Source organism: Micromonospora sp. MA102, from assembly GCF_025460765.1.
Taxonomy (GTDB): Bacteria; Actinomycetota; Actinomycetes; order Mycobacteriales; family Micromonosporaceae; genus Micromonospora; species Micromonospora halotolerans.
The window spans coordinates 19,108-39,984 of sequence record NZ_JAMWEG010000021.1; the positions used below are offsets into that span (position 1 = coordinate 19,108).

General features: G+C 69.2%; 19 protein-coding genes and 3 pseudogenes. 8 read left to right on the forward strand and 14 right to left on the reverse strand.

Annotated elements, in window-relative coordinates:
* The first annotated feature begins 27 nt into the window (after positions 1 to 27).
* On the forward strand, positions 28 to 1,569 hold the full coding sequence (locus NFX44_RS28830; protein WP_262286753.1) for a glucoamylase family protein: 1,542 nt from the start codon (positions 28 to 30) through the stop codon (positions 1,567 to 1,569).
* Positions 1,570 to 1,779: 210 nt separating this feature from the next.
* On the opposite strand, the gene NFX44_RS28835 is transcribed toward NFX44_RS28830, so the two are convergent.
* Positions 1,780 to 3,630 (reverse strand): xylan 1,4-beta-xylosidase, encoded by a 1,851-nt coding sequence (locus NFX44_RS28835; RefSeq protein WP_262286754.1) that lies wholly within the window; start codon positions 3,628 to 3,630, stop codon positions 1,780 to 1,782.
* 239 nt (positions 3,631 to 3,869) lie between these two features.
* Entirely contained in the window at positions 3,870 to 4,481 is a 612-nt protein-coding gene (locus NFX44_RS28840; RefSeq protein WP_262286755.1) for a hypothetical protein, read from the reverse strand.
* 28 nt (positions 4,482 to 4,509) lie between these two features.
* On the opposite strand from NFX44_RS28840, the gene NFX44_RS28845 reads away from it, so the two are divergent.
* On the forward strand, positions 4,510 to 5,199 hold the full coding sequence (locus tag NFX44_RS28845) for a helix-turn-helix domain-containing protein (RefSeq protein WP_262286756.1): 690 nt from the start codon (positions 4,510 to 4,512) through the stop codon (positions 5,197 to 5,199).
* Positions 5,200 to 5,536: 337 nt separating this feature from the next.
* Here the strand turns inward: NFX44_RS28845 and NFX44_RS28850 are convergent, their stop codons facing one another.
* A complete protein-coding gene (locus NFX44_RS28850; RefSeq protein WP_262286757.1) occupies positions 5,537 to 6,004 on the reverse strand; it encodes a GNAT family N-acetyltransferase in 468 nt (155 codons plus the stop codon).
* 21 nt (positions 6,005 to 6,025) lie between these two features.
* Positions 6,026 to 6,757: pseudogene (locus tag NFX44_RS28855) on the reverse strand (transposase family protein); the annotation flags it as partial.
* Between the two features lie 714 nt (positions 6,758 to 7,471).
* Between NFX44_RS28855 and NFX44_RS28860 the strand changes: the two are divergent.
* Positions 7,472 to 8,191: a DinB family protein gene (locus NFX44_RS28860; protein WP_262286758.1), complete on the forward strand. Its 720-nt coding sequence runs from the start codon at positions 7,472 to 7,474 to the stop codon at positions 8,189 to 8,191.
* Positions 8,192 to 8,408: 217 nt separating this feature from the next.
* Here NFX44_RS28860 and NFX44_RS28865 read toward each other — a convergent pair.
* From NFX44_RS28865 to NFX44_RS28885, 5 genes and pseudogenes are all read right to left on the reverse strand, one after another.
* Positions 8,409 to 8,884 (reverse strand): annotated as a pseudogene (locus tag NFX44_RS28865) (transposase).
* A gap of 50 nt (positions 8,885 to 8,934) precedes the next feature.
* A complete protein-coding gene (locus tag NFX44_RS28870; RefSeq protein WP_262286759.1) occupies positions 8,935 to 9,198 on the reverse strand; it encodes an IS110 family transposase in 264 nt (87 codons plus the stop codon).
* 93 nt (positions 9,199 to 9,291) lie between these two features.
* Positions 9,292 to 9,696, reverse strand: a complete 405-nt coding sequence (locus NFX44_RS28875) for a hypothetical protein (RefSeq protein WP_315974650.1) — start codon at positions 9,694 to 9,696, stop codon at positions 9,292 to 9,294.
* A 12-nt stretch (positions 9,697 to 9,708) separates the two neighbouring features.
* Positions 9,709 to 10,338 carry a lactate utilization protein gene (locus NFX44_RS28880; protein ID WP_262286760.1) on the reverse strand — a complete coding sequence of 210 codons (630 nt, stop codon included), beginning with the start codon at positions 10,336 to 10,338 and terminating at the stop codon, positions 9,709 to 9,711.
* Positions 10,339 to 10,368: 30 nt separating this feature from the next.
* Positions 10,369 to 10,839, reverse strand: coding sequence for a nuclear transport factor 2 family protein (locus tag NFX44_RS28885; protein WP_262286761.1), 471 nt, complete (start codon positions 10,837 to 10,839; stop codon positions 10,369 to 10,371).
* A 158-nt stretch (positions 10,840 to 10,997) separates the two neighbouring features.
* Here NFX44_RS28885 and sigJ point away from each other — a divergent pair, with 158 nt between their 5' ends.
* Positions 10,998 to 11,933, forward strand: a complete 936-nt coding sequence (sigJ, locus tag NFX44_RS28890) for an RNA polymerase sigma factor SigJ (RefSeq protein WP_262286762.1) — start codon at positions 10,998 to 11,000, stop codon at positions 11,931 to 11,933.
* A gap of 470 nt (positions 11,934 to 12,403) precedes the next feature.
* On the opposite strand, the gene NFX44_RS28895 is transcribed toward sigJ, so the two are convergent.
* The 4 genes and pseudogenes from NFX44_RS28895 to NFX44_RS28910 form a co-directional block, all read right to left on the reverse strand.
* Positions 12,404 to 12,595 (reverse strand): hypothetical protein, encoded by a 192-nt coding sequence (locus NFX44_RS28895; RefSeq protein WP_262286763.1) that lies wholly within the window; start codon positions 12,593 to 12,595, stop codon positions 12,404 to 12,406.
* Positions 12,596 to 12,726: 131 nt separating this feature from the next.
* Positions 12,727 to 12,984, reverse strand: a pseudogene (locus NFX44_RS28900) (transposase); the annotation flags it as partial.
* A gap of 105 nt (positions 12,985 to 13,089) precedes the next feature.
* Positions 13,090 to 13,782 carry a demethylmenaquinone methyltransferase gene (locus NFX44_RS28905; protein WP_262286764.1) on the reverse strand — a complete coding sequence of 231 codons (693 nt, stop codon included), beginning with the start codon at positions 13,780 to 13,782 and terminating at the stop codon, positions 13,090 to 13,092.
* Entirely contained in the window at positions 13,779 to 14,585 is an 807-nt protein-coding gene (locus NFX44_RS28910) for a class I SAM-dependent methyltransferase (RefSeq protein ID WP_262286765.1), read from the reverse strand. Before NFX44_RS28910 ends, NFX44_RS28905 begins: the two co-directional genes overlap by 4 nt.
* Positions 14,586 to 14,905: 320 nt before the next feature.
* On the opposite strand from NFX44_RS28910, the gene NFX44_RS28915 reads away from it, so the two are divergent.
* Positions 14,906 to 16,891, forward strand: a complete 1,986-nt coding sequence (locus NFX44_RS28915; protein WP_262286766.1) for a VCBS repeat-containing protein — start codon at positions 14,906 to 14,908, stop codon at positions 16,889 to 16,891.
* A 377-nt stretch (positions 16,892 to 17,268) separates the two neighbouring features.
* Here NFX44_RS28915 and NFX44_RS28920 read toward each other — a convergent pair whose 3' ends face one another.
* Positions 17,269 to 18,486, reverse strand: a complete 1,218-nt coding sequence (locus tag NFX44_RS28920) for an MFS transporter (RefSeq protein ID WP_262286767.1) — start codon at positions 18,484 to 18,486, stop codon at positions 17,269 to 17,271.
* A gap of 132 nt (positions 18,487 to 18,618) precedes the next feature.
* Between NFX44_RS28920 and NFX44_RS28925 the strand changes: the two genes are divergently transcribed.
* The 3 genes from NFX44_RS28925 to NFX44_RS28935 all read left to right on the forward strand — a co-directional run bounded on the left by NFX44_RS28925 (position 18,619) and on the right by NFX44_RS28935 (position 20,875).
* A complete protein-coding gene (locus NFX44_RS28925) occupies positions 18,619 to 19,212 on the forward strand; it encodes an ABATE domain-containing protein (RefSeq protein ID WP_262286768.1) in 594 nt (197 codons plus the stop codon).
* Positions 19,213 to 19,701: 489 nt separating this feature from the next.
* Positions 19,702 to 20,133, forward strand: a complete 432-nt coding sequence (locus NFX44_RS28930) for a RidA family protein (RefSeq protein ID WP_262286769.1) — start codon at positions 19,702 to 19,704, stop codon at positions 20,131 to 20,133.
* 253 nt (positions 20,134 to 20,386) lie between these two features.
* On the forward strand, positions 20,387 to 20,875 hold the full coding sequence (locus NFX44_RS28935) for a hypothetical protein (protein WP_262286770.1): 489 nt from the start codon (positions 20,387 to 20,389) through the stop codon (positions 20,873 to 20,875).
* Positions 20,876 to 20,877: the final 2 nt, after the last annotated feature.

Below are 20,877 nucleotides of genomic sequence, written 5' to 3' on the forward strand. Positions count from 1 at the left end.
CCATCCCCGCACCAGACAAGGAGACCCATGCGACGCCTTCTCGCACCGCTCCTCGCGCTGGCACTCGTGCTGGCAGGCGGCCCAGCCGCCGTCGCGGCACCCGACGAGCGCGGCCCCGACCGGGCCCTGCTCCGCTACGCCTCGGACACGTGGCGGTCGATGGCCGCCATGACCGACCCCGGCACCGGCCTGGTCGCTGACAACATCACCGGCGACCTCGCCGCCGACGGCCGCGCCACCTACACATCCCCCACCAACATCGGCGGCTACCTGTGGTCCGCGGTGGTCGCCAGCAAGCTCGGCATCATCTCGCGGGCCGAAGCCCGCCAACGGATTGCCAGGACCCTCGACACGCTCGCCCGGCTCAAGCACCACACCGCCTCGGGCATGTATTACAACTGGTACGACCCGCGAGACGGCTCGGTCGTCACGGTATGGCCCGACAACGGCAGCCCGGTCTACCCCTTCATGTCCAGCGTGGACAACGGCTGGCTCGCGGCCGCGCTCAACGTGGTCAAGGGAGCCGTGCCGGAGCTGCGCGGCAAGGCCGACGCGATCCTGCGAAAGATGAACTTCGGCTTCTACTACAACCCGGCGGCGTCGACGCCGTTCGGGGCCAGCGGCCTGATCGCCGGCGGCTTCTGGGACGCGCCACCCCCCGGGTGCTCGCGGCAGCGCGACGGCGTCTGGTTCACCTGCAACCACTACGACATCACCGTCACCGAGCCGCGCATCGCGACGTACCTCGGCATCGCGATGGGCCAGATCCCACCGAAGGCCTACTACAACACGATGCGCACCCTGCCGGCCACCTGCGACTGGAGCTGGCACGAGATGCAGCCGGTCGGCTTCGACACCACCTACGAGGGCGTTCCGGTGTACGAGGGCGCCTACCGCTACCGCGGCATCCAGTTCGTACCCAGCTGGGGCGGCGACATGTTCGAGGCTCTGATGCCCGACCTGTTCGTGCCCGAAGCGCAGTGGGCCCCCAACAGCTGGGGCCGCAACCATCCCGCGACGGTCGCCGGCCAGATCGAGCACGGGTTGAACGACGCCGGGTACAGCTACTGGGGCTTCTCCCCGGCGAGCGACCCGGCCGGCGGCTACCTGGCCTGGGGAGTCGACGCGATGGGAATGGACACCGACGGCTACCCGTCCGACATGGAGCACTCGAAGTACGACGCGGGGTTCGGCGACTGCCGCCCAGCAGGCCCGGACCCCGACTACGGCGACGGCGTGGTGACCCCGCACGCGGCGTTCCTCGCTCTCCCGTACGCCAAGGCAGCGGTCGTCGACAACCTCGCCCGACTCAAGGCCAACTTCGACTCGTACGGCCCCGGCGGCTTCTACGACGCGATCGCGGTCGGCAGCGGCACCGTGGCCAAGCGTTACCTCTCGCTCGATCAAGCCATGATCATGGGTGCGCTCGGCAATGAGCTGGCCAACGACCTCCTGCGCCGCGCGTTCGTCTCGCCACAGTTCGAACGCCGGATCCGTCCACTGATCGCACAAGAGACGTTCAACGTGCCGGCCAACCAGAACCTTCCACAGCTGCGTGGGGCCGCCTGACGCCGCCGAAAAGCTAACGGTCGACCTGCCCAACCCGTCGATCGCACCGGTGCAGCGAAGTAGGGCCCTCGCCCACGCGGCCGTAGGGCCCTACTTCGGCAACACGATCTTCCGAGTGGTCGGCACCGCGGGAGCCGAGCCGAGGCCGGCCGGTCCGCGAACCTGGCTGCCCGATACCCCGGCCGACGACGCCACCGGAGCGGGCAGGGATCAGGCGCCGGGGACCTCCACCAGCACCGCGCCGGGTTGCGGCAGGTCCAGCTCGATCACCGCCGCTCCAGCGTCGGTGGAGGCCTGCACCTTCTCCGCCGGGAGCTGGTCGGCGGCGCGCAGCGCGGCCCACTGCTCATCGGTCGGCCACTCGGCGACGCCCAGCCGGTCGGCGAGGGTGGTGATGTCACCGTGCTCCCGGTCGAGCCGGGAAACCAGGGCGGGCCGGCCGGCCGCACCGTCGATGACCAATCGGATCCGCCGGGCCAGCGCCGGGTCTCCGTCCCGCTTGCCCTGGTCGAGGGTGGACACCCAGATCAGGATCGCCAGGCTGCCGTCGCCGCGCCGGCTGGCCCAGCTCTGCACCAGGCCGTCCGCGCCGTCGCCGGCGGCCCGCACCGGCAGTTCGGTCTCGCCGAGCTGGGCGAGCATCCGCAGCGCGTGGTAGCGCGGCTTGGCGATACCGCCGACGGTGAGCAGGCCGAAGCCGCCGTGCAGCAGCCGTTGCGGCCGGCCGAGTTCCTCGAAATGGTCGCTGGCCACCCAGTAGGACAGCGCCTCGACCCTGCCGGCGGCCGACCGCATGCCGGTGAGCAAGAAGGTGGCGGCCGAGGTGCCGTCGTTGACCGGGTGGAAGTGGGTGGGGGTGACGCCCCACTCGGTCCACAGGATCCGCGCGTCGGGGAAGCCGAGGCGGGCCAGGGTGGGCCGCAGGTCCAGCGGCGGGCTGCCGTACGTGTGGGTGGAGACGAAGTCCACCGGTGCGCCGGACCGCACGGCATGCTCCAGCAGCGCGTCCACCCAGCCGGCGGCCGCCGACGAGGGCCCACCGACCGGGATCCGCAGGTCGACGTCCTTGACCGCGCGGGCGGTCACGTCGTACAGCCGCATCCATTCCTCGCGGCTGCCGCTCCAGAAGACCTCCAGGTTGGCCTCGTTCCACACCTCGAAGTCCCAACCGAGCACCTGCTCGCCGTACCGGTTCAGCAGATGGGTCACCAGCGCCCGAACGAGCCCGGACCACCGGTCCCAGTCGCGCGGCGGGGAAATGATGCCGCGATAGGTGAAGACGGTGCGGTCCGGGTCCCTGGCCAGATCGCGGGGCATGAACCCGATCTCCACCACCGGCGTCATTCCGATGCCCAGGAGTAGATCGTAGATCTGGTCCACGCGGCTGAAGTCGTACACCGGCTCGCCGCCGACCTCGCGGTAGACGCCGAGGTCGTCATGCAGGATCGCGTGCGCCCGCACGGCGGTCACGCCGATCTCCTCCCGTACCCGGCGGAGCGCGGCCAGCAGCTCGATGCCGATCTCCTGGCCGCCTGAGTGGTCACGGCAGAGCAGTTGGGACAGCCGCTCGCTGCCGATCATCGGCTGCCAGGGACGGTGCAGGGTGGTGCCCGGGGCGTCCGCGTCGAGGCGCAGCGTGACGGTGCTCGGCCCGCCGGCGCCGGGCAGGGCGGCCGCCGTGACCGGGTCGCTCAGCGCGCCGGTCACGGTCACCTCGGGTACGGCAGCCACCGCATACGCATACCGCTCGCCCGGCGTGCCGGTGGTGTCGACGTACCAGGTGTCGGGAACGGTGAGCACGTCGCCGCCGAGGTGGTCCAGCGGGGTGAACGGGCCGGATACTTGATCGCCATCCAGCGTTGCACGATGCACCAGGTAGCCGACCGCGCCGTCGACAGGCTGCCAGGAGAGGCGGACGTGTCCGCGGCCGGGGGTGGCGGTGAGGCGGGCCGGTGGTGGCAGGTCGGGTAGCGCGGCCGTGTCGCCATCGTCGCTGCGGCGGGCGATGCGGGCTTCCCAATCGGTCCGGGCGTCGGACGGCTGGGGTCCGCTGGCGTTCATCACCGGGTACCTCCTGGCGGTCTTGATTGAACCGGTTCGACGAATGTAACCGGTTACCGTCCGTCCTGCGATCCCGCCACCCCTCGCCGGACGACCCCGCGGCGCTGCATGCCACCCTCGACGACGCGCTGGTGTTCGTGCCCAGCGATGGCAAGGCCGCGCGGGTGTTCGTCAACCACCACAACGTCCTCGACGCGGCGACGCGGCGACGCGGACCGGGGTCAGACACGTGGTGCTGCTCAGTTGACGTTGGCAATTCGGTTGTCCACGGCGATCCAGTTCGTCTCCCACGTCTTCCCGCCGTCGTCTGAGAAGGCCTGCTCGAACCTCGCCTTGTCCGGGCCCTGTCGGAATATGAGGAAGCGCACCTTGATCGCACGTCCGCCGACCTGATCGTCGCCGTAGAACTCGCCGACACCGTCGTGGAACCCGCCGTACACGGACGGGGTGAGCAGTCCATCGCGGATGTTCACGAAGGTCAGGCTCCAGCGCCCCGCCTGGGGCTCATAGAGCCGCAGGTTGAGGCCCTCGATCCGTCCGTTCGGCCCCGAGACCTTAAGTTCGACGACATTCGCATGCTGGTCCAGCAGTGGGCGCACGACGCTCGTACCCTCGAACTGGAGCCATTCATCCTCGGAGTCCGAGAGCGGATCGGCGAGCACCCGAACCGTGGTATGCCAGGCACCGATCTCCCAGTCGAAGTCACGTCGGCCGTCCTCGACAGCCGCCGAATCCCTGAGGGGAGCCGCCGCCGCGTCGCCCGCCGCCGCTATCACGGTCAGCATGAGAAGCGACAGGCACGGGACCAGGACCCGCCTGTACGGCAAGGTGATCTTGGTGTGAAGGTTCATGATCCGACTATCTGAGCGGAGCACGCCCATGAACAAGAAGGCACCTGCAGGTAACCCCTCACCGTCGCGCCCCAATCCGCTACCCGGCTGCCCGATGGCCGCGGCGTTCGCCGCGATCGGTGGGAAGTGGAAGCTGACCCTTCTGTACTGGCTGGCCCATGGCGAGTGCCACTTCGCCGGCCTCCGCCGTCTGGTCGCACCGATCACGCCGAAAGTGCTGGCCGAGCAACTGCGCGAGCTCGAGGCGGACGGGCTCGTTGAACGCGTCGTGACCGGACCCGTCCCGGCGCCGATCATCTACCGGCTCACCTCCTACGGCACCACGGTCTTGCCCGTCGTGGAAGGCGTCCGGGTCTGGGGCGAGGCGCACCTTCAGCGCACCCACGGCCAACCACACCCGACGAGTCGATGCGCTGCACGCACGCGATCGCATAGGCCTGCGGCGAGCCGTGAACTGGCGACTTGGGGGACTGTGGCAGTCCGACCAGGCCCGCGCCCGCGACGTCCGGGGACACCAGCGGTGACCCAGCGGTACGTCATCCACCTGCCGGTCGCCACCGCCGACCTGACCGCCGGGCATCGCCTCGCCCGATTGGTTCGGCCGCTGTCCGCTCGGCTCTCACGAGTCCATCCTCGTCCTGGTGAGCGTGCGTCTTCACTGCCGCTTGACCGACAACGCGGAAGCAGGCTCTGCGCGGCGCCGAGCCAGGACAGGTGATCGACAGGTGGTGAGACAGCTGGGAGACGGCGAACACGAACACGAGGTCGAAGAACAAATCAGCCGGCTCAAACTTTGCATTTCGGGCGCGCGGCGACCCTGCCAGCAGGCCCCCGGCAGCCGCGTCGGCGTCGCCGCGGGGACTTGACGAGTGTTTTCATCCTGCGTAGCGGTTCGCGTCGACGTGGTGCAGGACGAGGGGGCTGCACTGTCGCAGTGACGCGGCGTGGGCAGCTGCTTGATCGCGTTGCCTCCGCACGATGCCCACCCGCAGGAAGTGCAACGGGCCGGCGGAACGATGTCCCGGCCGATTGAGGCGCCAGCACGGGCAGCGGATCTACACCTCGGAGGCCCAGCTGAGCCACTCGGGATCGTGACCCCAGCCGTTGCGCTCGTAGAAGGGCACCGCCCGGGTGCTGGAGTGCACCGTCACGTGCTCCAGCTCCAGGCGACGGGCCTCGTTCAGCACGGCCGACATCAGAAGCGCGCCGATCCGGCGGTCGCGCAGCTCGGGGACGACGAAGACGGACTGCACGTCGCCGCCGCGCCGGGCGTACTTGTTTGCCGTGGGCACACGGTCGAGCACTGCCAGCCAGGCCATCCCGACCACCTCGCCGGCGACCTCGGCCACGAACGCCCGGTGCTCGGGGTGGCCGCGCATCCAGTCGCCGAGCGTCGCGACGAACTCGTCCAGGTTGTCGCCCTGGTAGCCGCGCTCCTGGATGGCCCGCCGCCAGCGCAGGCCGGCCAGGGCGGGCGCATCCGCGTCGGAGGCCCGGCGCACCGTCACCTCAGCATCGATCATGCGATGATCATAAAACCACTCTCATGCTGCGTAGCGGTTCGCTTCGGTGTGGTGCAGGACGAGGATGGCCTGCACGATCGCGGTGGCGCGGCGCGGGCAGCAGCGTAGCTTGGTCAGGGTCTTCCAGGTCTTGAGCGTGCCGGGTTGTTCGCCACGAGCACCGATCCTCGCGTGCGTCCGGTTGACCGTCTTCTGTCGGCGTGACAGCTTCGGCCGGAAGGGGCGCCGCTTGAACGGCGTGCGTACGCTGCCTCGGGCGCCCTGGTAGCGCTTATCGGCGAAAGTCCTCACGTCTGCGCTGTTCAGCGCGTCGATGATGTCGTGGATGCGGGCGGCGATGAGGTTGTGCGCCGAGCCTGATAGTGCCGGTGAGGCCTACGCGAGTCGCCCAGCCCGGTCGGCCATGACCTGCACGTCCAAGCCATGCCTCTTGTGCTTGCCGGAGTAGTACGGCTTCTGGTCCGCCAGTCGATCGATTGGAATGAGGGTGCCGTCCAGGATCGCGTACGCCAGCCGCCGGATTCGCCGCATCGCCGTGGCCAGGTCCTCGGCGACCGCGGCGAGAAGCACGATCGCTTCGTGCACGAAGCGCCAGGCGGTGGCGACACCAGTCTCGAACCCGGCGGCGAGCCGGGTATAGGTGTCACCGTTGGGCAGGTGGGCCAGTGCGAGCAGTGCCTGTCGGCCCGGACCGAGACGCCGCCACCGGGAACGACGTTTGCGGTGCGCTTGGATGAGATCGGCGAGGTCGTCGCGCCCGCCCCGAGCTGCGAGATCACCTTGGAAATGGCTCGGTTATGGCAAAGCGTGCCTCCCAGAGCCGGCCAAGCGCGTCGCGTCAGGCAGGCGAGCCGGATATGGCGAACACATCCTCTGCGCCTGATTCACCGTAACTGTCGGATTTGCGTTCCTCGGGACCCCTGCGAGGCCGACCCAGCCGCGTCCTAACCTCGACTCGCCAAGGTTGGGGCTGTTGTGACCGGCTATCGGCGCTCGTTTGCTGCTTACGGTGTTGCCGAGCACGGCGCTGGTCGTGCCAGCGTGTCAGTAGTAGCTCGTGGCAGATGACGACCACGTACATGTGGTCGACGTCGCCCGGAGTCGTACTCGATGTACATGACCGAGATCGACTCCAGCACCGTGTGCATTTCTGCCGGTACCCGTGTCGGGTGGGTGTTCGAGCGGGCGTCATACCTCCGTCTCGATTGCCCAACGCAGTGGCGACGGTGACCGTAGTGGCCAGCCTCGAGGCATGCCTGTGCGAGTACCAGGGCGATCATCCGGTGATTTCGACTCTTGACATGCTTCGCGCTGTCGAGCCGATGACAACCTCGATCGCTGCCGATCTCTGCAGCGTGGTTGCCGCACGACAGCAGGGGAGGGCCACACGCGCTCGGTCAGGACCTGGAAGAGGCCAAATCAAGCCGGGAGGCTGGCTTGTCGGTGTTCGGACCTACCATGCGGAGCATGACACGCTATGTCGACGAGGATCTGCGCGGTGCGGAGTTCCGCGAATGCGATCTGACCGGGGCACGCCTGATCGGCGTCGTCATGCAGGATGCCGTGATCGAGGGGCTCATCACCAACCTTGTGGTGAACGGTGTCGAGGTCACCGAGTACGTCGAGGCAGAGCTCGACCGGCGTCATCCGGTGCGGGCGCTGATCCGCTCCGAGGATCCGGCCGATCTGCGCGAGGCAGCGCGTCAGCTTCATGCCGGCTGGGCCGCCACGATCGAGCGAATCCGCCGTACGCCCGGCATCGAGCACCGCAGCGTCAACGGCGAGTGGTCGGCGGTGCAGACGATGCGCCACCTGGTCTTCGTCCACGACTCGTGGTTCCGCCGCTGCTGCCTGGGCTCGACGGAGCTGTTCACGCCGATGGGCATCGGTACGACCGTCGAGCCCTACCGTGGAGCGCACGGGCTTGACCTCTCGCTCGATCCAGCGCTCGACGAGATCGTGAGCGTGCGTGACGCACAGGCCGCCGAGCTCGAGGCCTGGCTCGACGAGGTCACCGCTGCGCAGCTCGCAGCGCGAGCGCCGGTGCCCGACGACGATGTCTGGCCGCCGTACGCCCGGGGCCGCTCGGTGCGGCAGTGCCTCGGCACGGTGCTCAACGAGACCTTCGAGCACCACGGCTTCTGCGTCCGCGACCTTGACCTGATCGAGGCACAGAACGCTGAGTAGGGCCGGCTACGGAGTCAGCATCTCTCCGCCATACCCAGCCATCCCCACCGACACAGGCAGAACCGCCTATTCCGAGCCGATCTTCGTCGGCCAGCCCTGCGGCGAGCAACTCGGCGCGGACCATGCGCACCGTCGCGGTCTCCAGCCGGTCGCAGGCCACCCCGCCGACCGGGAAGCAGCCGGCCGCCGTGACATCGACTAGGGCGTGTCCTGCCGATCATGGAAGCCAGATGATGGCCGCGATGAGGACGAGGCTGGCGCGGTAGAGGGATGCGCGTTTGGCGTATCTGGTGGCCAGGTCGCGCCACTGCTTGAGGCGGTTGAAGCACCGTTCCACGACGTTGCGCTTGCGGTAGATCGCCTTGTCGAAGGTGGGTGGCCTGCCGCCGGCGGTGCCTCTGGCGGCCCGGCGGGCGACTTGGTCGGACCGTTCCGGGATGACGTGCCGGATCCCTCGTTGCCGCAGTGCTCGGCGGGTGGAGTCGTGCGCGTAGCCCTTGTCCGCGATCAGCACGTCGGGCCGTTTGCCGGGCCGGCCCGGTCCCGGCCGCCACGGTGCGCCCGTGCGCAGCTTCCACAGGATCCCGTTGATGACCTGTCGGTGATCCCGCCACCGCCCCGCGCGCCGCCCGGCTCGGGAAGCAGCGGCGCGATTACCACCCATGCCTCATCGGTCAACTCACCACGACGCACCACCGGCACATCGTCAACGATCAACCACTACAAGATCGGCAGGACACGCCCTAGGCGCGGCCTTCGGTGCGGTTGCGCAGCTGGACCACGGCCATGATGTGCAGTGCCCGGTTGATCCGGCGGTTGCCGGCGCGGAAGAGCCGGTGACGCTGCTGGTCCCCGTTGGAGGCGTCCAGCGGGGCGGTTCCGTTCCAGGACGCGAACCGGTCGCGGTCGGCGAACCGACGGATATCGCCGACGTCGGCCAGCAGCCGTGCCGCTCCTGAGGGACCGATGCCGTGCAGGTCCATCAGCGTGGAGCCGCGGGCGACCACCAGCTCCTGGAGGTCCTTCTCCGCAGCCTTGATACTGGACGGGACCGGCGTCAGCCACGTTGGTGGGTGCCGGCCGCACAGCCAGAGCGACGGTCACCGACATCGCCTCCCGACTGCACGGACAGCCGTAGTCCCGAGGTCCGGCCCCCCGGCCGGACCTCGGGCGCGCCGGTCACGGCAGGGCGGCCAGGTACCGCTCGGCGTGCAGCCGGTGTACCGCAGCCGGCCACGCCGATCGAACCGGCCGAGCAGCACAGTGACCGGGATGCGGAGGCTGCCGGTCACCCCGCCGACGATCGCCTCGGTCACCAGCCTGGTCCGGAACTTCCACCAGCCGCGCCGTCCCGGCTCGTACCGCCCGACCAGCCGCTTGCTCACCACGCCCTCGATGCCAGCCGCGACAGTCCAGTTCAGCAGCCAGTCCGCCACCTCCCGCATGCCGGTCGTCTCCGGGGTCACGGTCAGCTGCCCCGGCGCGTCGACGAGCAGCCGCTCCAGCCGGGCCTCGGTTCAGAAGCCGATGGCCTCGCGGAGCAGCAGTACGGTGGCCCGCCCGGGGTGCGGTTCGGCGTTGAGGACGAGCAGCCGGTTGATGGCGCTGGGCTGCCCGTACGCCACCTGGGCGCGGGCGCTCTCCAGCGGCAGGGCGTGCTCTTCGATGCGGCGCAGCGCGGTGCCCAGGTCGGGTACCACCTTCTGCGCCCCGACGATCCAGATCGCGCGGCCGGCGCCGCCGGAGTAGGCGGGTAGTTGGCTTCCGCTGGCGGAGGCGGCCACCAGGGCGCCGGTTTCGGTCACCGCGTTGACACTGCCCACGACGACGTCGGGGCTGGCGACCAGCCGCCGGATGCCGTCGGCCTCGGTGGCCCGGTCCATCGCCAGCAGGCGTGGCTTCAACGCCTGGTACTGGCCGCCGGCGTTGATGTCCTGATCGATGCCGGACAGGCGGAGGGTCTCGCTGGCCGCGGTGAACACGCTCGCGCCCGCCGGGATCAGCTCCCTGATCCGGGTACGCGCGGCGGCGACGTCGTCGAGGATCTCGACGGTGAAGCCGTGCGCGGTCAGCGCGGCGGCGGCCCGCTCCAGGCGCTGCGCGGATGCCGGCTCGGTGAACAGCGCTGCCGGGAGAGAGGTGGTCATGGTTCCTCCTGGGTTGCTCGGGTGGGGGGCTCAGTTGGTGGCGGACTCGGTGGCGGGCTCCGCCGGGCGGGGCGCCGAGCCGGCCAGCGGAGTGGTGTCGAGGTACCGGACCTCGTAGACCCGCTCGGTGAACTTCCAACCGTCCGGGGTGCGCTGGTAGCGGTCGTGGTAGATGGCGAAGTTCAGCCCCTGGCGGCCGTCGAGGGTGCGCGCCAACTCCTGCATGTAGGCACGGCCGGTGGCGGTGTCGCCGTCGAGCTGGATGGTGCCCGGGTGGGTGTTCTGCACGAAGAAGTCCCACTGCGCCTGCAGCCGCTCGCCGCCGGCGCGGATCTCCTCCCGGCCGATCTGCTCGGCGGGGATGTTGGGCATGCGCAGCACGCCATCGGGGGTGAACAGCGAGGCGAGGCGGGCCCGGTCGCGCATCATCACCGCGTCGGTGAATTCGCCGCGCAGCGCCTCGATCTCGACGCGGTCGGCGATGGCCTGGAAGTCGCTCATTGGCTCTCTCCTTGTCAGCTGGGGTGGGATCGGTGTTCCTCGACCTGTCCGACGATGTGGCTCCCGGGAGTGTCAGGCGACGTGCCCGCCCTCACACTCCGGTGCGCTGTCTCGTCGGATCCGTGAGGATTAACGCGAGCAAGGGAGCCGACGGCGCGATGACCACCCGACCCGAGCCAGGACACGGCCGGCCCGATCCGCACCTGAGCGCGATCGTGAGCGAGCGGCGTCAACTGATCAATCTCGCGTACCGGCTCCTCGGCTCTCTGGCCGAGGCGGAGGACGCCGTCCAGGAGACGTACACCCGCTGGTACGCCATGTCCGCGCCGCAGCGGGACGCCATCGCCTCCCCCGGCGCCTGGCTCACCACGGTTGCCAGCCGCATCTGCCTGGACGTGCTCGGCTCGGCACGGGCCCGGCGGGAGCGCTACGTGGGCGAGTGGATTCCCGAGCCGCTGCCCGAGCCCAGCGAGTGGATCAGCGGGCGGACCGGTGGCGGCACGGCGGACCCGGCCGACCGGGTCACCCTGGACGAGTCGGTCAACATGGCCTTCCTCGTCGTGCTCGAGGCGATGACTCCGGCCGAGCGGGTGTCGTTCATCCTGCACGACGTCTTCCGGTTCTCGTTCCCGGAGGTGGCCGAGATCGTCGGCCGTACCCCGGCGGCGTGCCGCCAGTTGGCCTCCTCGGCCCGCCGGCGCCTCCGCGCCTCGCACGCTCCCGCGCTCCCGGCGGCCCGACAGGCCGCGGTCGTCCGGGACTTCAAGCGGGCCTGGGAAGCCAGCGACATCGGCGCGCTCATCGGCCTCCTCGACCCCGACGCCACGGCGACCGGCGACGGTGGCGGCCTGGTCAACGCCGCGCCGCGCCCGGTCGAAGGCGGCGAGCAGATCGCGCGCTTCTTCGCCGACCTCGCCAGCCGGGCGACCGACCTGACGATCCTGGAGCGGACGGTCAACGGTCAGCCCGGTCTGGTCGCTCAGCAGGACGGCGTCACCGTGGCGGTGTACGCGTTCCACGTCTCGGACAACCGGATCACGCACATCTGGGCGATCCTCAACCCCGAGAAGATCCGGCCCTGGGCGGCCGGCTGACGGGCGGCGGCGTGCCGGCGGCTCTGCCGGGCCGCCGGCAGGCCGTTCGGCGGTGCAGCGGCCGAGTCCCGGGCATAGTGCCAGGTGGCCCAGGGACGGGAAGAGACGGGCGATGAGACTCGGACTGCATTACTGGAACTTCTCCACGCCCGACGACCCGTCCGAGGTGGCCGGTGCCCTGGCGGAGACCGCCCGGATCGCGGAGCAGGCCGCGGTGCCCGCGTTCACGGTCATGGACCACTACTTCCAGATGGATTCGCCACTTCCGCCGAGGAGCCGATTCTCGAGGCCTACACGACCCTCGGCTACGTGGCGGCCAGGACCGCGTGTTTCAGAATTCGTCGCGGGGGCGGGCTTGCGGTCGGCCGGGGTAGCCGCGAGCGGCTAGCCAGATGGTGAGGTCGGTGGCGATGCGGCTGAGGTCGGTTGCGGTAGTGGGGTCGTGCTCGCGCCAGCGGGGGTCGCGGCGTTCAACCTCGTAGCTGCCGTCGTCGAGTAGAGATACCGAGGCGTACCACTCGCTGTCGTCGGCCCGGGGTGATGGTGACAAAGGTGTTGTCCGGGTGGCCCAGCTGGTTGATCAGCATGAACAGGGCATCTTCGGATGGGTCGTCGATGTGGTCGCCGTTTTCGGTGTCGGCGGCGTGGTACTCGGCTGTCATCGGCACCCCTTGTCCCAGGTGGAGATCAACGGGTTGAGCATCTCACGGTCCGCGGTCACAGCCACTCGTTGATAGCGGCGATGTGTAGGACGGCTTCGAACCGCACGGCGAGCTTGATGCCACTCTGGATGTCAAGCGGTCGATGTCAGGACGGATTGCGGTGTCTGAGCGATGAGGTCGTCGAGCTCGCGTACGGCGTAGCGTTTCAGGCAGCGGATCGCTTCGCGTCTGGTTTTGCCTTCGCTGACGCGTCGGTCGATGTAGGCGCGGGTGCGCAGGTCCCAGCGAAGTCGCGCGATGAGGATCATGCAGAGGGCGGAGCTGGCTTGGCGGTCGCCGCCGCGGTTGAGCCGGCGTCGTTGGGTATTGCCCGATGACATCTCGATGGGTCAGCTGTCTCAGGAGACAGCACCCTGTCTACTTCCACCGGCTCCGTCGGCTCAGCCGCGGCGTGCACCTCCGTCTACTCTTGGTTACTGCAGACCCGGACGTCCTTAACAGCGGGTGGCGCGGTGCAGCGCGGCGACACCTCCGCTGAGGTTGCGCCAATTGACCTGCTGCCAGCCCGATGCGCTGATCCGCTTCGCCAGATCCGGCTGATTCGGCCAGACACGGATGGATTCAATCAGGTAGACGTATGCGTCTGGGTTGCTGGACACCCATCTGGCCACCATGGGTATGGTCCGAATCAGGTGGTCAAGATAGAAGGTACGGAATGCGGGCATCGTCGGGTGGCTGCACTCGCAGACGACAAGCCGCCCGCCTGGCCTGACGATCCGGGCGAACTCGCGCAACGCAGCATCGAGATCGACCACGTTGCGCAGCGCGAAAGAAATGGTTACCGCATCGAAAGCACCATCCGGGAACGGCAGGCGCAGCGCGTCGCCGGCCACCAGCGGCACCGCAGGCCGGAGGCGTCGGCCGACCGCCAGCATGCCGGTGGAAAGGTCCACTCCCACTGCGAACGCCCCGGAACGGGCCAGTTCCTCGGTGGAGACGCCGGTGCCGGCGCCGACATCGAGCACGCGTTCGCCTGGGCGCAGGCCCAATGCCGCTCTGGTCGCCCGCCGCCACCTGGCGTCCTGGCCGAACGAGATGATCCTGTTGGCCAGGTCGTACCGTTCGGCGACGCCGTCGAACATCGCGGCGACCGCTGGCGGCTGTTTGTCCAGATCCGCTCGGGTCATGCTGTCACCGCTGCTGCCGGCGCGGCCGTCACAAGCAGGTACTCGAGCTCCAGCCGGAAGCGGCCGCCGTCGACTACCCCACGGTCGCCGACGAACGAGCGCAGGTCCGCGCGCAGCGCCTCCCACCGGCCCTGAGCCACGAGCCGATCCCGTTCGGCGACGACGTGCCCGGCGGTGTCGATCAGCAGGCTGGTCGCCGCGTCGGCGCTGGTGAAGCTCAAGGCCAACCGGTGAACGGCCGTCGACGTGACCCGCAGATCGGCGGCTGCCAAGAGCCGTTCGACCAGCGTGCGGTCACCCCACCGGCTCGGCGGGGCGCCTGCGGCCGGCGGCGGCGGTAGATGGCCGCCGAGGACCTGCCCCATGGCCGGCATCAGGCTGCCCGGCGTCCAAGCGGCCAGCAGGACTCGGCCTGAGGGGGCACATACCCGGCTCAGCTCTCGGGCCGCCGCGTCGTGGTCGTTCGCGTAGATCACACCGAGCACGGACAGGACCACCTCGGCCGAGTCATCTGGCAGCGGTAACCGCGTCGCGTCGCCGACCCGCCAATCGACCACCAGACCGGCATCCTCGGCACGCCGCCGGGCCACCTCCAACAGCGCGGGCTCCAGATCCACCCCGATGCTGCGGGCTTCGCGCTGTGCGGCCAGTATCGCCGCGTTGCCCGTGCCGGTGCCCACGTCGACCACCCGGTCATCCGGCCGGATCGCGGCCGCGGCCACCACCGCTTCGGCGACCGGCATCAGCCGCCGCGCCATGGCCGGATAGTCGCCGGCAGCCCACGTGGTCACGGATGCACTCATCACGCCTCCCTCGTCGCGGAAGGCGCCCTTGGATCCGATGTTCCCGGGTGAGCGTGGCGGATCCGATCCGTCGCAGCGCCTCTCACTCCGGCATCGCCGACCGTAACTGGTCGGAATACGTCCCGGCAAACCCGTAGCTGAGTAGCTTGTCAGCATTCCTCAGGCTGACCACACCCGGGCACACAAGGACTCCAGCCGGGTCGGAAACCACGACGCCGCTGCAACCCGCTGCTCGACCTGCGCGAACGCTATCCGTCAGCGGACCGCTGAGTCCTGCCCGTGCGCGCACGTGCGGCATTCCGGACGTCGCCGACACTCCGGTGCCAGTAGGCGAGGGTGGTCGCGTTCTATTCGCCGTCGTCGGCTACGGCACCTTCGCCGGGCGAGGGAACCGAGCTTGGCCGGTGACCGCTCGTTCCAGCGTTCCGGAATCCTGGCTGCACCGCCGCGCCGGCCGCCGAGTGTGCGGGCGACCCGTCGTTGCGCGGGCACGGTCGCCGGGTAGGTTCCGATGGGTGCATGGTCTGGCGATGAGGCGGCGGATGATCGCGGCAGGCGCGGCGACGGTGGTGCTGGTGGCGGTCGCACTGGTGACCACGGCGCGCGGCGAGGGCGGCGGCAACCGGGCGGCGGCGCCCGGTCCGGCCGAGAGCTCCGCGACGGTGACCGCCGCCAGAGCGGGCTTAGGGGAGAAGCCAAAGCCGACGGCGCCGTCCACGTGTCAGGCCCAGGGCGGCGCCGCGGCGGTGGCCCGGCCGAAACATGTGCGTACCGTCGCCACCGGTCAGACCGGCTGGTTCTCCTCGCCGAGCCTGGTCGACCTCGACCGCGACGGCAAGCTGGAGATCGTGGCGCCGGACTACTCGACCTTCGTCTACAGTGCCACCGGCACCCGGCTGGCCACCGGCACGGCGAGCAAGGGGCGCGTGTACGCCCCCGCCGTGGTCACCGACCTCGACGGCGACTCGGTCACCGACATCGTGACCGGCGGCGGCGAGGGCACCGTCGTGGCGTACGAGTTCCGCGGCCGCAAGCTGCGCGTCAAGCCCGGCTGGCCGGTCTCCACGTGCAGCGGCGGACAATGCCCGGAGGCGCGCGGGCTCGCGGCGGCCGATCTCGACCACGACGGCCGGATGGAGATCGTGGCGACCACCACGAACACTTCCACCACCGGCTCGCAGGTGTTCGTGTTCGGTGCGAACGGAAAGATCTACCACCCCAAGGGCGCCGCTGCCACGTCCTGGCCGCGGTACAACACGGGCAGCGACGCCGCCTTCAACGGCGCGGGCAATCACGGCTACGGCACCTACGGGGAGAACGTCGGGATCGCCAACCTCGATGACGACCCCGACCTGGAGATCGTCGTCACCTACGACAACCACCAGATCAACATGTTCAACCCTGATGGCACGTCGGTGCTCGCCTCGCGCTGGTTCACCAACCGGCAGAATCAGCACCAGGGTAAGCGGCTGGGCTGGGGGCAGATGATCCGCTGGCTCGACCCCGCCGTGGAGGAAGCGCACTACCACAAGCACACCGGGACGTGGCCGGACATCAAGAGCACCATGTGGCTGCAGTGGACCGCGTCGCCGCCGTCGATGGTCGACCTCGACGGCGACGGGCACGCTGAGGTGATCGGGCTGCCGAACGCCGAGATGAAGGAGCCGTACGAGACCCAGGGCTATGCGGTGATGGCCTTCGACGGGGCACAGAACGGCGGGGCGCGGTCCGCGCGTCGGCACGCCGGGTTCGAGACGCCGGTGCTCACCGCCAAACCGGCGTTACGCGGGGACGGCGACTGGTATCCGCCCAGCGGTATCCCGGCGCCAACCCTGGTCGACCTCACCGGCGATGGCCGGCCCGAGATCGTGTCCGCGACCCCGGACGGCAGCGTCTACGCGGTGTCCCCTGATGGCAAGCTGCTGTGGAAGTACAACTACGCGCGCGGCGCGGCGAAGACGTTCGGCTCCGAGGTGATCGCGGCAGATCTGAACCGAGACGGCACGCCCGAGCTGGTGTTCGGCACGTACGGCCCCTCCGTCGGAGCCGGCCGGGTGGTGGTGCTGTCCGCGACCGGGCAGCAACTGTCCTACACCCGGCTGCCGCGCCAGTCCGCCAACGGCAACGGTGTCGGGATCGCGGCGGCGCCGTCCATCGGCGACCTCGACGGCGACGGGACGCTGGAGATCGTGACGTCGAGCATCGACCACGGCCTGGACGTGTTCACGGTGCCGGGGTCGGGCACGGGCTGCCTGCCCTGGCCCACCGGCCGCGGCAGCACCCGGCGCGCCGGCACCGCCGGCTGACCCGACCGGCCGCGTCATCGGCGGTGTTCGCATCATGATCCTTCGGCTCGCATACCGGATCGGTGCCGCCGTCAGGCCGGTGGTTCAACGGGAAGACCTTCACCGGTAACGCCGCCCGTCCAAAGCCGTGGCCACGCTCACCTTCAGCGTGGCCCAAGATGCCGAGAGCTACGACTTTGTCGTAGTTTGCCCGCTGCCCTTCTGTCGGAGATTCGAGCACACTTGGACGCCCTCGCCGCCGACGACTGGGGAGAACGTCAAAGTCATTTACACTCCGGCTTTCTACCAGTGTGCTCCGACAACCGGACGGCGATTTTCGCAGCCGACGCAGCCGCGGCACTGGCGCGCCAGGGTTCCACCTGCCGTGACCTGCACCGTCACGATGAAAATGGCTCACTGGATGGGCGCGTGGGTCGGGAGTAGCGGCGGCTCACGGGCTCGGGTGTCGCCGTGCCGTGCTTTCTGCGCGGCGGTGGAACGAGTCGTTCACCGAGCGTGAGTGTGAGGGCGACGGCGGCGAGCACGGCGCCGAGCAGCATCGTGCTGTGGGCACCGTGACTCCCAAGTGTGAGGCCGCCGAGAAAAGCGCCGCCGGTGATGCCGACGTTGACGGCGGCGGACAGCGTCGCGGCGGCGAGGTCGGAGCGGCCGGGCGCTACCTGAAGGACGAGGCCGCCGAGCGCCGCGGTGAACGCGGCGAACCCCAGTCCGGCGATTGCGATCAGGACGATGGCGATCGCCGGCTGATGGCCAAACGCGTACAGCCCGAGCAGCGCCATGCACTGCAGTGCGACCGTCGCGACCAGGGCGGACCACGGGCTGCGGTCTACGATCGGTCCGGCCGCGAGGATTCCCAAAACGCTGGCGACGCCGCGCGCCAGCAGAACGGTCCCGATCGACGAGGCGGGTAATCCGCTGACCTCGGTGATGAAGAGGGCGATGTAGGTGTAGGCGGCGATGGCGCCGGCGGTCGACAGGACGGCCACGGCGACCAACAGCCAGAAGCGGCAGGAGTCGGGTGTCCTGCCCCGGCTGGCATGCCCCTGCAGTGGCCCCGTCGACGGCAGCAACCAGGCCACCATGGCGAAGACGATCACACCGAGCCCAGCCACCGCCAGGAACGATGCCCGCCAGCCGGCACGCTGGCCCAGCCAAGTACCTGCGGGTACGCCCAGGACGAGAGCGACGTTGCCGCCGGCGAACACGACCGCCACCACCCGTCCGTGCAGTCCGGGCCGGAACAGTTCGGCCGCGGTCGGCACAACGACAGCCCAGAACAAAGCATGAGTGACCGCGGTGGCGATCCTGGCTGCCATCAGCATGGTCAACGTACTCGCGAACACCGTGATCGCGTTGCTGACGACGAAGCCGGCCAGGAGCGCCGACAGCAACCGTCGGCGAGGGACTTTGCGCATCAGCGCCGTCAGCGGAACCGAGGCGACCATCACCACTGCGCCGTACACGGTGACGAGCATGCCCACCTGGGACGGCGACACGGCCAGGTCCACGGCCATCGGCAACAGCAGCCCGATCGGCAGCGCCTCGGCTGCGGTGTAGAGGAACGTTCCGCCGGCGAGACCGATCAGCGCTCCCACTGCCCGCCGGCGCCCATGTGCCCCGCTCATTGTTACCTCCTAAGCCGGCTACGATGGGAGCACCCTAGGAATGTTCCCGCCGCGGGGCAACTGGTAAAGTCTGCTTTGATGGAAACATCTGGGGTTATGCGAATGCGCTTGGTAGGCGGCCACCTCGCACTGGACTTCCTCAACACCCGCGCCGGCCCACCCGTCGGGCCTCCGGACGACGACGTGCTCACCGGCTACGCCGAGCTGATCGCCTGGAGCGTGTACGCGGGTACCCTCGCCGAAACGGACGCGGCGGCGTTGCGCCGGCTGTCCCGCGGCAATCCGGACAGCGCCCACACCGCCTTCGCACAAGCACTGCACACCCGTGACTACCTGGACGAGGTGTTCCGGCCACTGGCCGCTGGCGGAGACCCAGGCCTGCCGGCGCTGACCCGGCTGCGCGACGACGAAGCCGACGCGCTCGCCCACGCACAGCTTGTGCGCGGGAACACATTCGCATGGTCCTGGCGAGACGACCACACGCTTGCCCGGCCCCTACGGCCAGTGGTCCATGCGGCGGTCCAGCTTCTCACCACGGGCGCGCTCGACCGGATCAAGCGATGCGCGGGCTGCCGCTTCCTGTTTCTCGATGAGAGCAAAAACCGCAGCCGTCGGTGGTGCAGCATGGACGACTGCGGAACCGCAGAGAAGATCCGCCGCTACGTCGCGGTACGACGCATCCGCACGAGGCGGTAAGCACACGTGGTCGCATCGGTGCTAGAACGCCGGCCAGGGCGATCAGATGCACGGATGTCCCGCTGATAAGGCGCGGCATTCCTGAGCACGTCCGGTTGACGACCGGGCCGTGGGAGCGGGGCGGGAACGACTGAGCCGTACGGTCGCTGGCCGGGCGTCGGCGTTAGCCAGTGCGGCTCGGGCAAGCGGCCCGGATCTCTCACGAACGACCTGCAGGACGGTCCGTCTCGCTCGCAGCCGCCGCGTGAGCCCTGGATCGGGGAGCAGGTTGGGAGCAGCAGGGCGCACTGAACGGCCCTCAACTTCGGCGATCCCGAAGGGGTCAGCTCCGGTGGATTACATGATCGCTCAGGGTGACGTGCTCTTCTGCCGAGTTGAGTACGTTACGCGGATGAGCCAGTTGGGGTGGCAGCGCCAGTGAAGCCGACGGGCGTTAGAGCCGCCGGGCGGGCGCCCGGCGCGGTCGCTGCTCTGCAATGCTCTTGCACCATGACTTCTTTTCGCCGCTTGGTGACTTCAGGATCACCGCTGGAACCGGAGATCGGCTTCTCACGCGCCGTACGGATAGGGCCGTACGTATCCGTGGCCGGCACCGCGCCGATCGCGGACGACGGTGCCACAGCCGGTCCGGGAGATGTGTACGCGCAATCCGTGCGTTGCCTGGACATCGCCGAGCAGGCGCTGCGCGAGGCCGGCGCAACGCTGGCAGACGTCATCAGAACCAGGGTCATGCTTGTTGACATCGCCCGTTGGCGAGAGGCGGCGCGGGCACATGGCGAACGGTTCTCTCAGGTACGGCCGGCGTGCACCTTCGTGGGAGTATCGCGTTTCATCGATCCAGAGTGGTTGGTGGAGTTCGAGGTGGACGCCGTCGTGGCGACAACCGACCCGAGAGATTCCGTTACTCACGAAGGACCGTGAGACGGTCGTGCGGATTCGTGTCTCGACTCGTGTCGCGCCAGCATCCCGACTTGCCGCGATGCGCGCGTTCAGCCCCGCTCCCGCCAACGTCCGACGCTGGCCGATGTGAGTGCATCGACCTGGGCGGCACCCGATCACCCAACGCTAAAGCCCGCCGAGAACTCCCATACGATCTCGGCGGTGGGGGCGGCCCTCCATCGCATCTTGAAGCGGCTTGTCACCTTGCCGCCGGACTCGCAACGCAGAGGGTGGGATGAGCGACCTCTATCTCCGGGTAATCCCCACGGATCCGGAATGGCAGCCGACGTCCGAGGCGGCCGCTCGCGCGGCGAAATACATCGCGGATCTCTTCGCCGGCCCGGGTAATCATGTCGAGGTGGTTGAGCCGGTGTTCCACGAGCGCATCACTTTGATCGATGGCGGCGAGTACATGGAGGAGGTCTTCTGCCCTCGGTGCGACGCCGCGATTGGGCTGGACTGGTTCTGGGATCTGCTGATCGCGAGAAACGGCGGGCGGCGGGTCGGCGAACCGACCATCGACGACCTGGGCGTTACGGTTCCGTGCTGCGGAGCAGCGCTTACGTTGCTCCAACTGCGCTTCGAGGCGCCGGTCGGGTTCGCGCGGTTCGAGGTGAGCGCTATGAACTGGACCCGGCGTGTCTGGGACCTCAGCGACGGAGAACTGGCCGCCGCCGGTGACATCCTGGGGCATCCGCTGACGCAGGTCCACGCCCACTACTGAGC

Bases quoted from the DNA above. Each gene is read 5' to 3' on its own strand.
- NFX44_RS28885 (WP_262286761.1), bottom strand. From the start codon at position 10,839: ATGAGCGACTTCCAGGCCATCGCCGACCGCGTCGAGATCGAGGCGCTG.
- NFX44_RS28860 (WP_262286758.1), top strand. From the start codon at position 7,472: ATGACACGCTATGTCGACGAGGATCTGCGCGGTGCGGAGTTCCGCGAA.
- NFX44_RS28925 (WP_262286768.1), top strand. From the start codon at position 18,619: ATGCGCTTGGTAGGCGGCCACCTCGCACTGGACTTCCTCAACACCCGC.
- NFX44_RS28850 (WP_262286757.1), bottom strand. From the start codon at position 6,004: ATGATCGATGCTGAGGTGACGGTGCGCCGGGCCTCCGACGCGGATGCG.
- NFX44_RS28905 (WP_262286764.1), bottom strand. From the start codon at position 13,782: ATGACCCGAGCGGATCTGGACAAACAGCCGCCAGCGGTCGCCGCGATG.
- NFX44_RS28845 (WP_262286756.1), top strand. From the start codon at position 4,510: ATGAACAAGAAGGCACCTGCAGGTAACCCCTCACCGTCGCGCCCCAAT.
- NFX44_RS28835 (WP_262286754.1), bottom strand. From the start codon at position 3,630: ATGAACGCCAGCGGACCCCAGCCGTCCGACGCCCGGACCGATTGGGAA.
- NFX44_RS28935 (WP_262286770.1), top strand. From the start codon at position 20,387: ATGAGCGACCTCTATCTCCGGGTAATCCCCACGGATCCGGAATGGCAG.
- NFX44_RS28830 (WP_262286753.1), top strand. From the start codon at position 28: ATGCGACGCCTTCTCGCACCGCTCCTCGCGCTGGCACTCGTGCTGGCA.
- NFX44_RS28910 (WP_262286765.1), bottom strand. From the start codon at position 14,585: ATGAGTGCATCCGTGACCACGTGGGCTGCCGGCGACTATCCGGCCATG.
- NFX44_RS28895 (WP_262286763.1), bottom strand. From the start codon at position 12,595: ATGACAGCCGAGTACCACGCCGCCGACACCGAAAACGGCGACCACATC.
- NFX44_RS28880 (WP_262286760.1), bottom strand. From the start codon at position 10,338: ATGACCACCTCTCTCCCGGCAGCGCTGTTCACCGAGCCGGCATCCGCG.
- sigJ (WP_262286762.1), top strand. From the start codon at position 10,998: ATGACCACCCGACCCGAGCCAGGACACGGCCGGCCCGATCCGCACCTG.
- NFX44_RS28840 (WP_262286755.1), bottom strand. From the start codon at position 4,481: ATGAACCTTCACACCAAGATCACCTTGCCGTACAGGCGGGTCCTGGTC.
- NFX44_RS28930 (WP_262286769.1), top strand. From the start codon at position 19,702: ATGACTTCTTTTCGCCGCTTGGTGACTTCAGGATCACCGCTGGAACCG.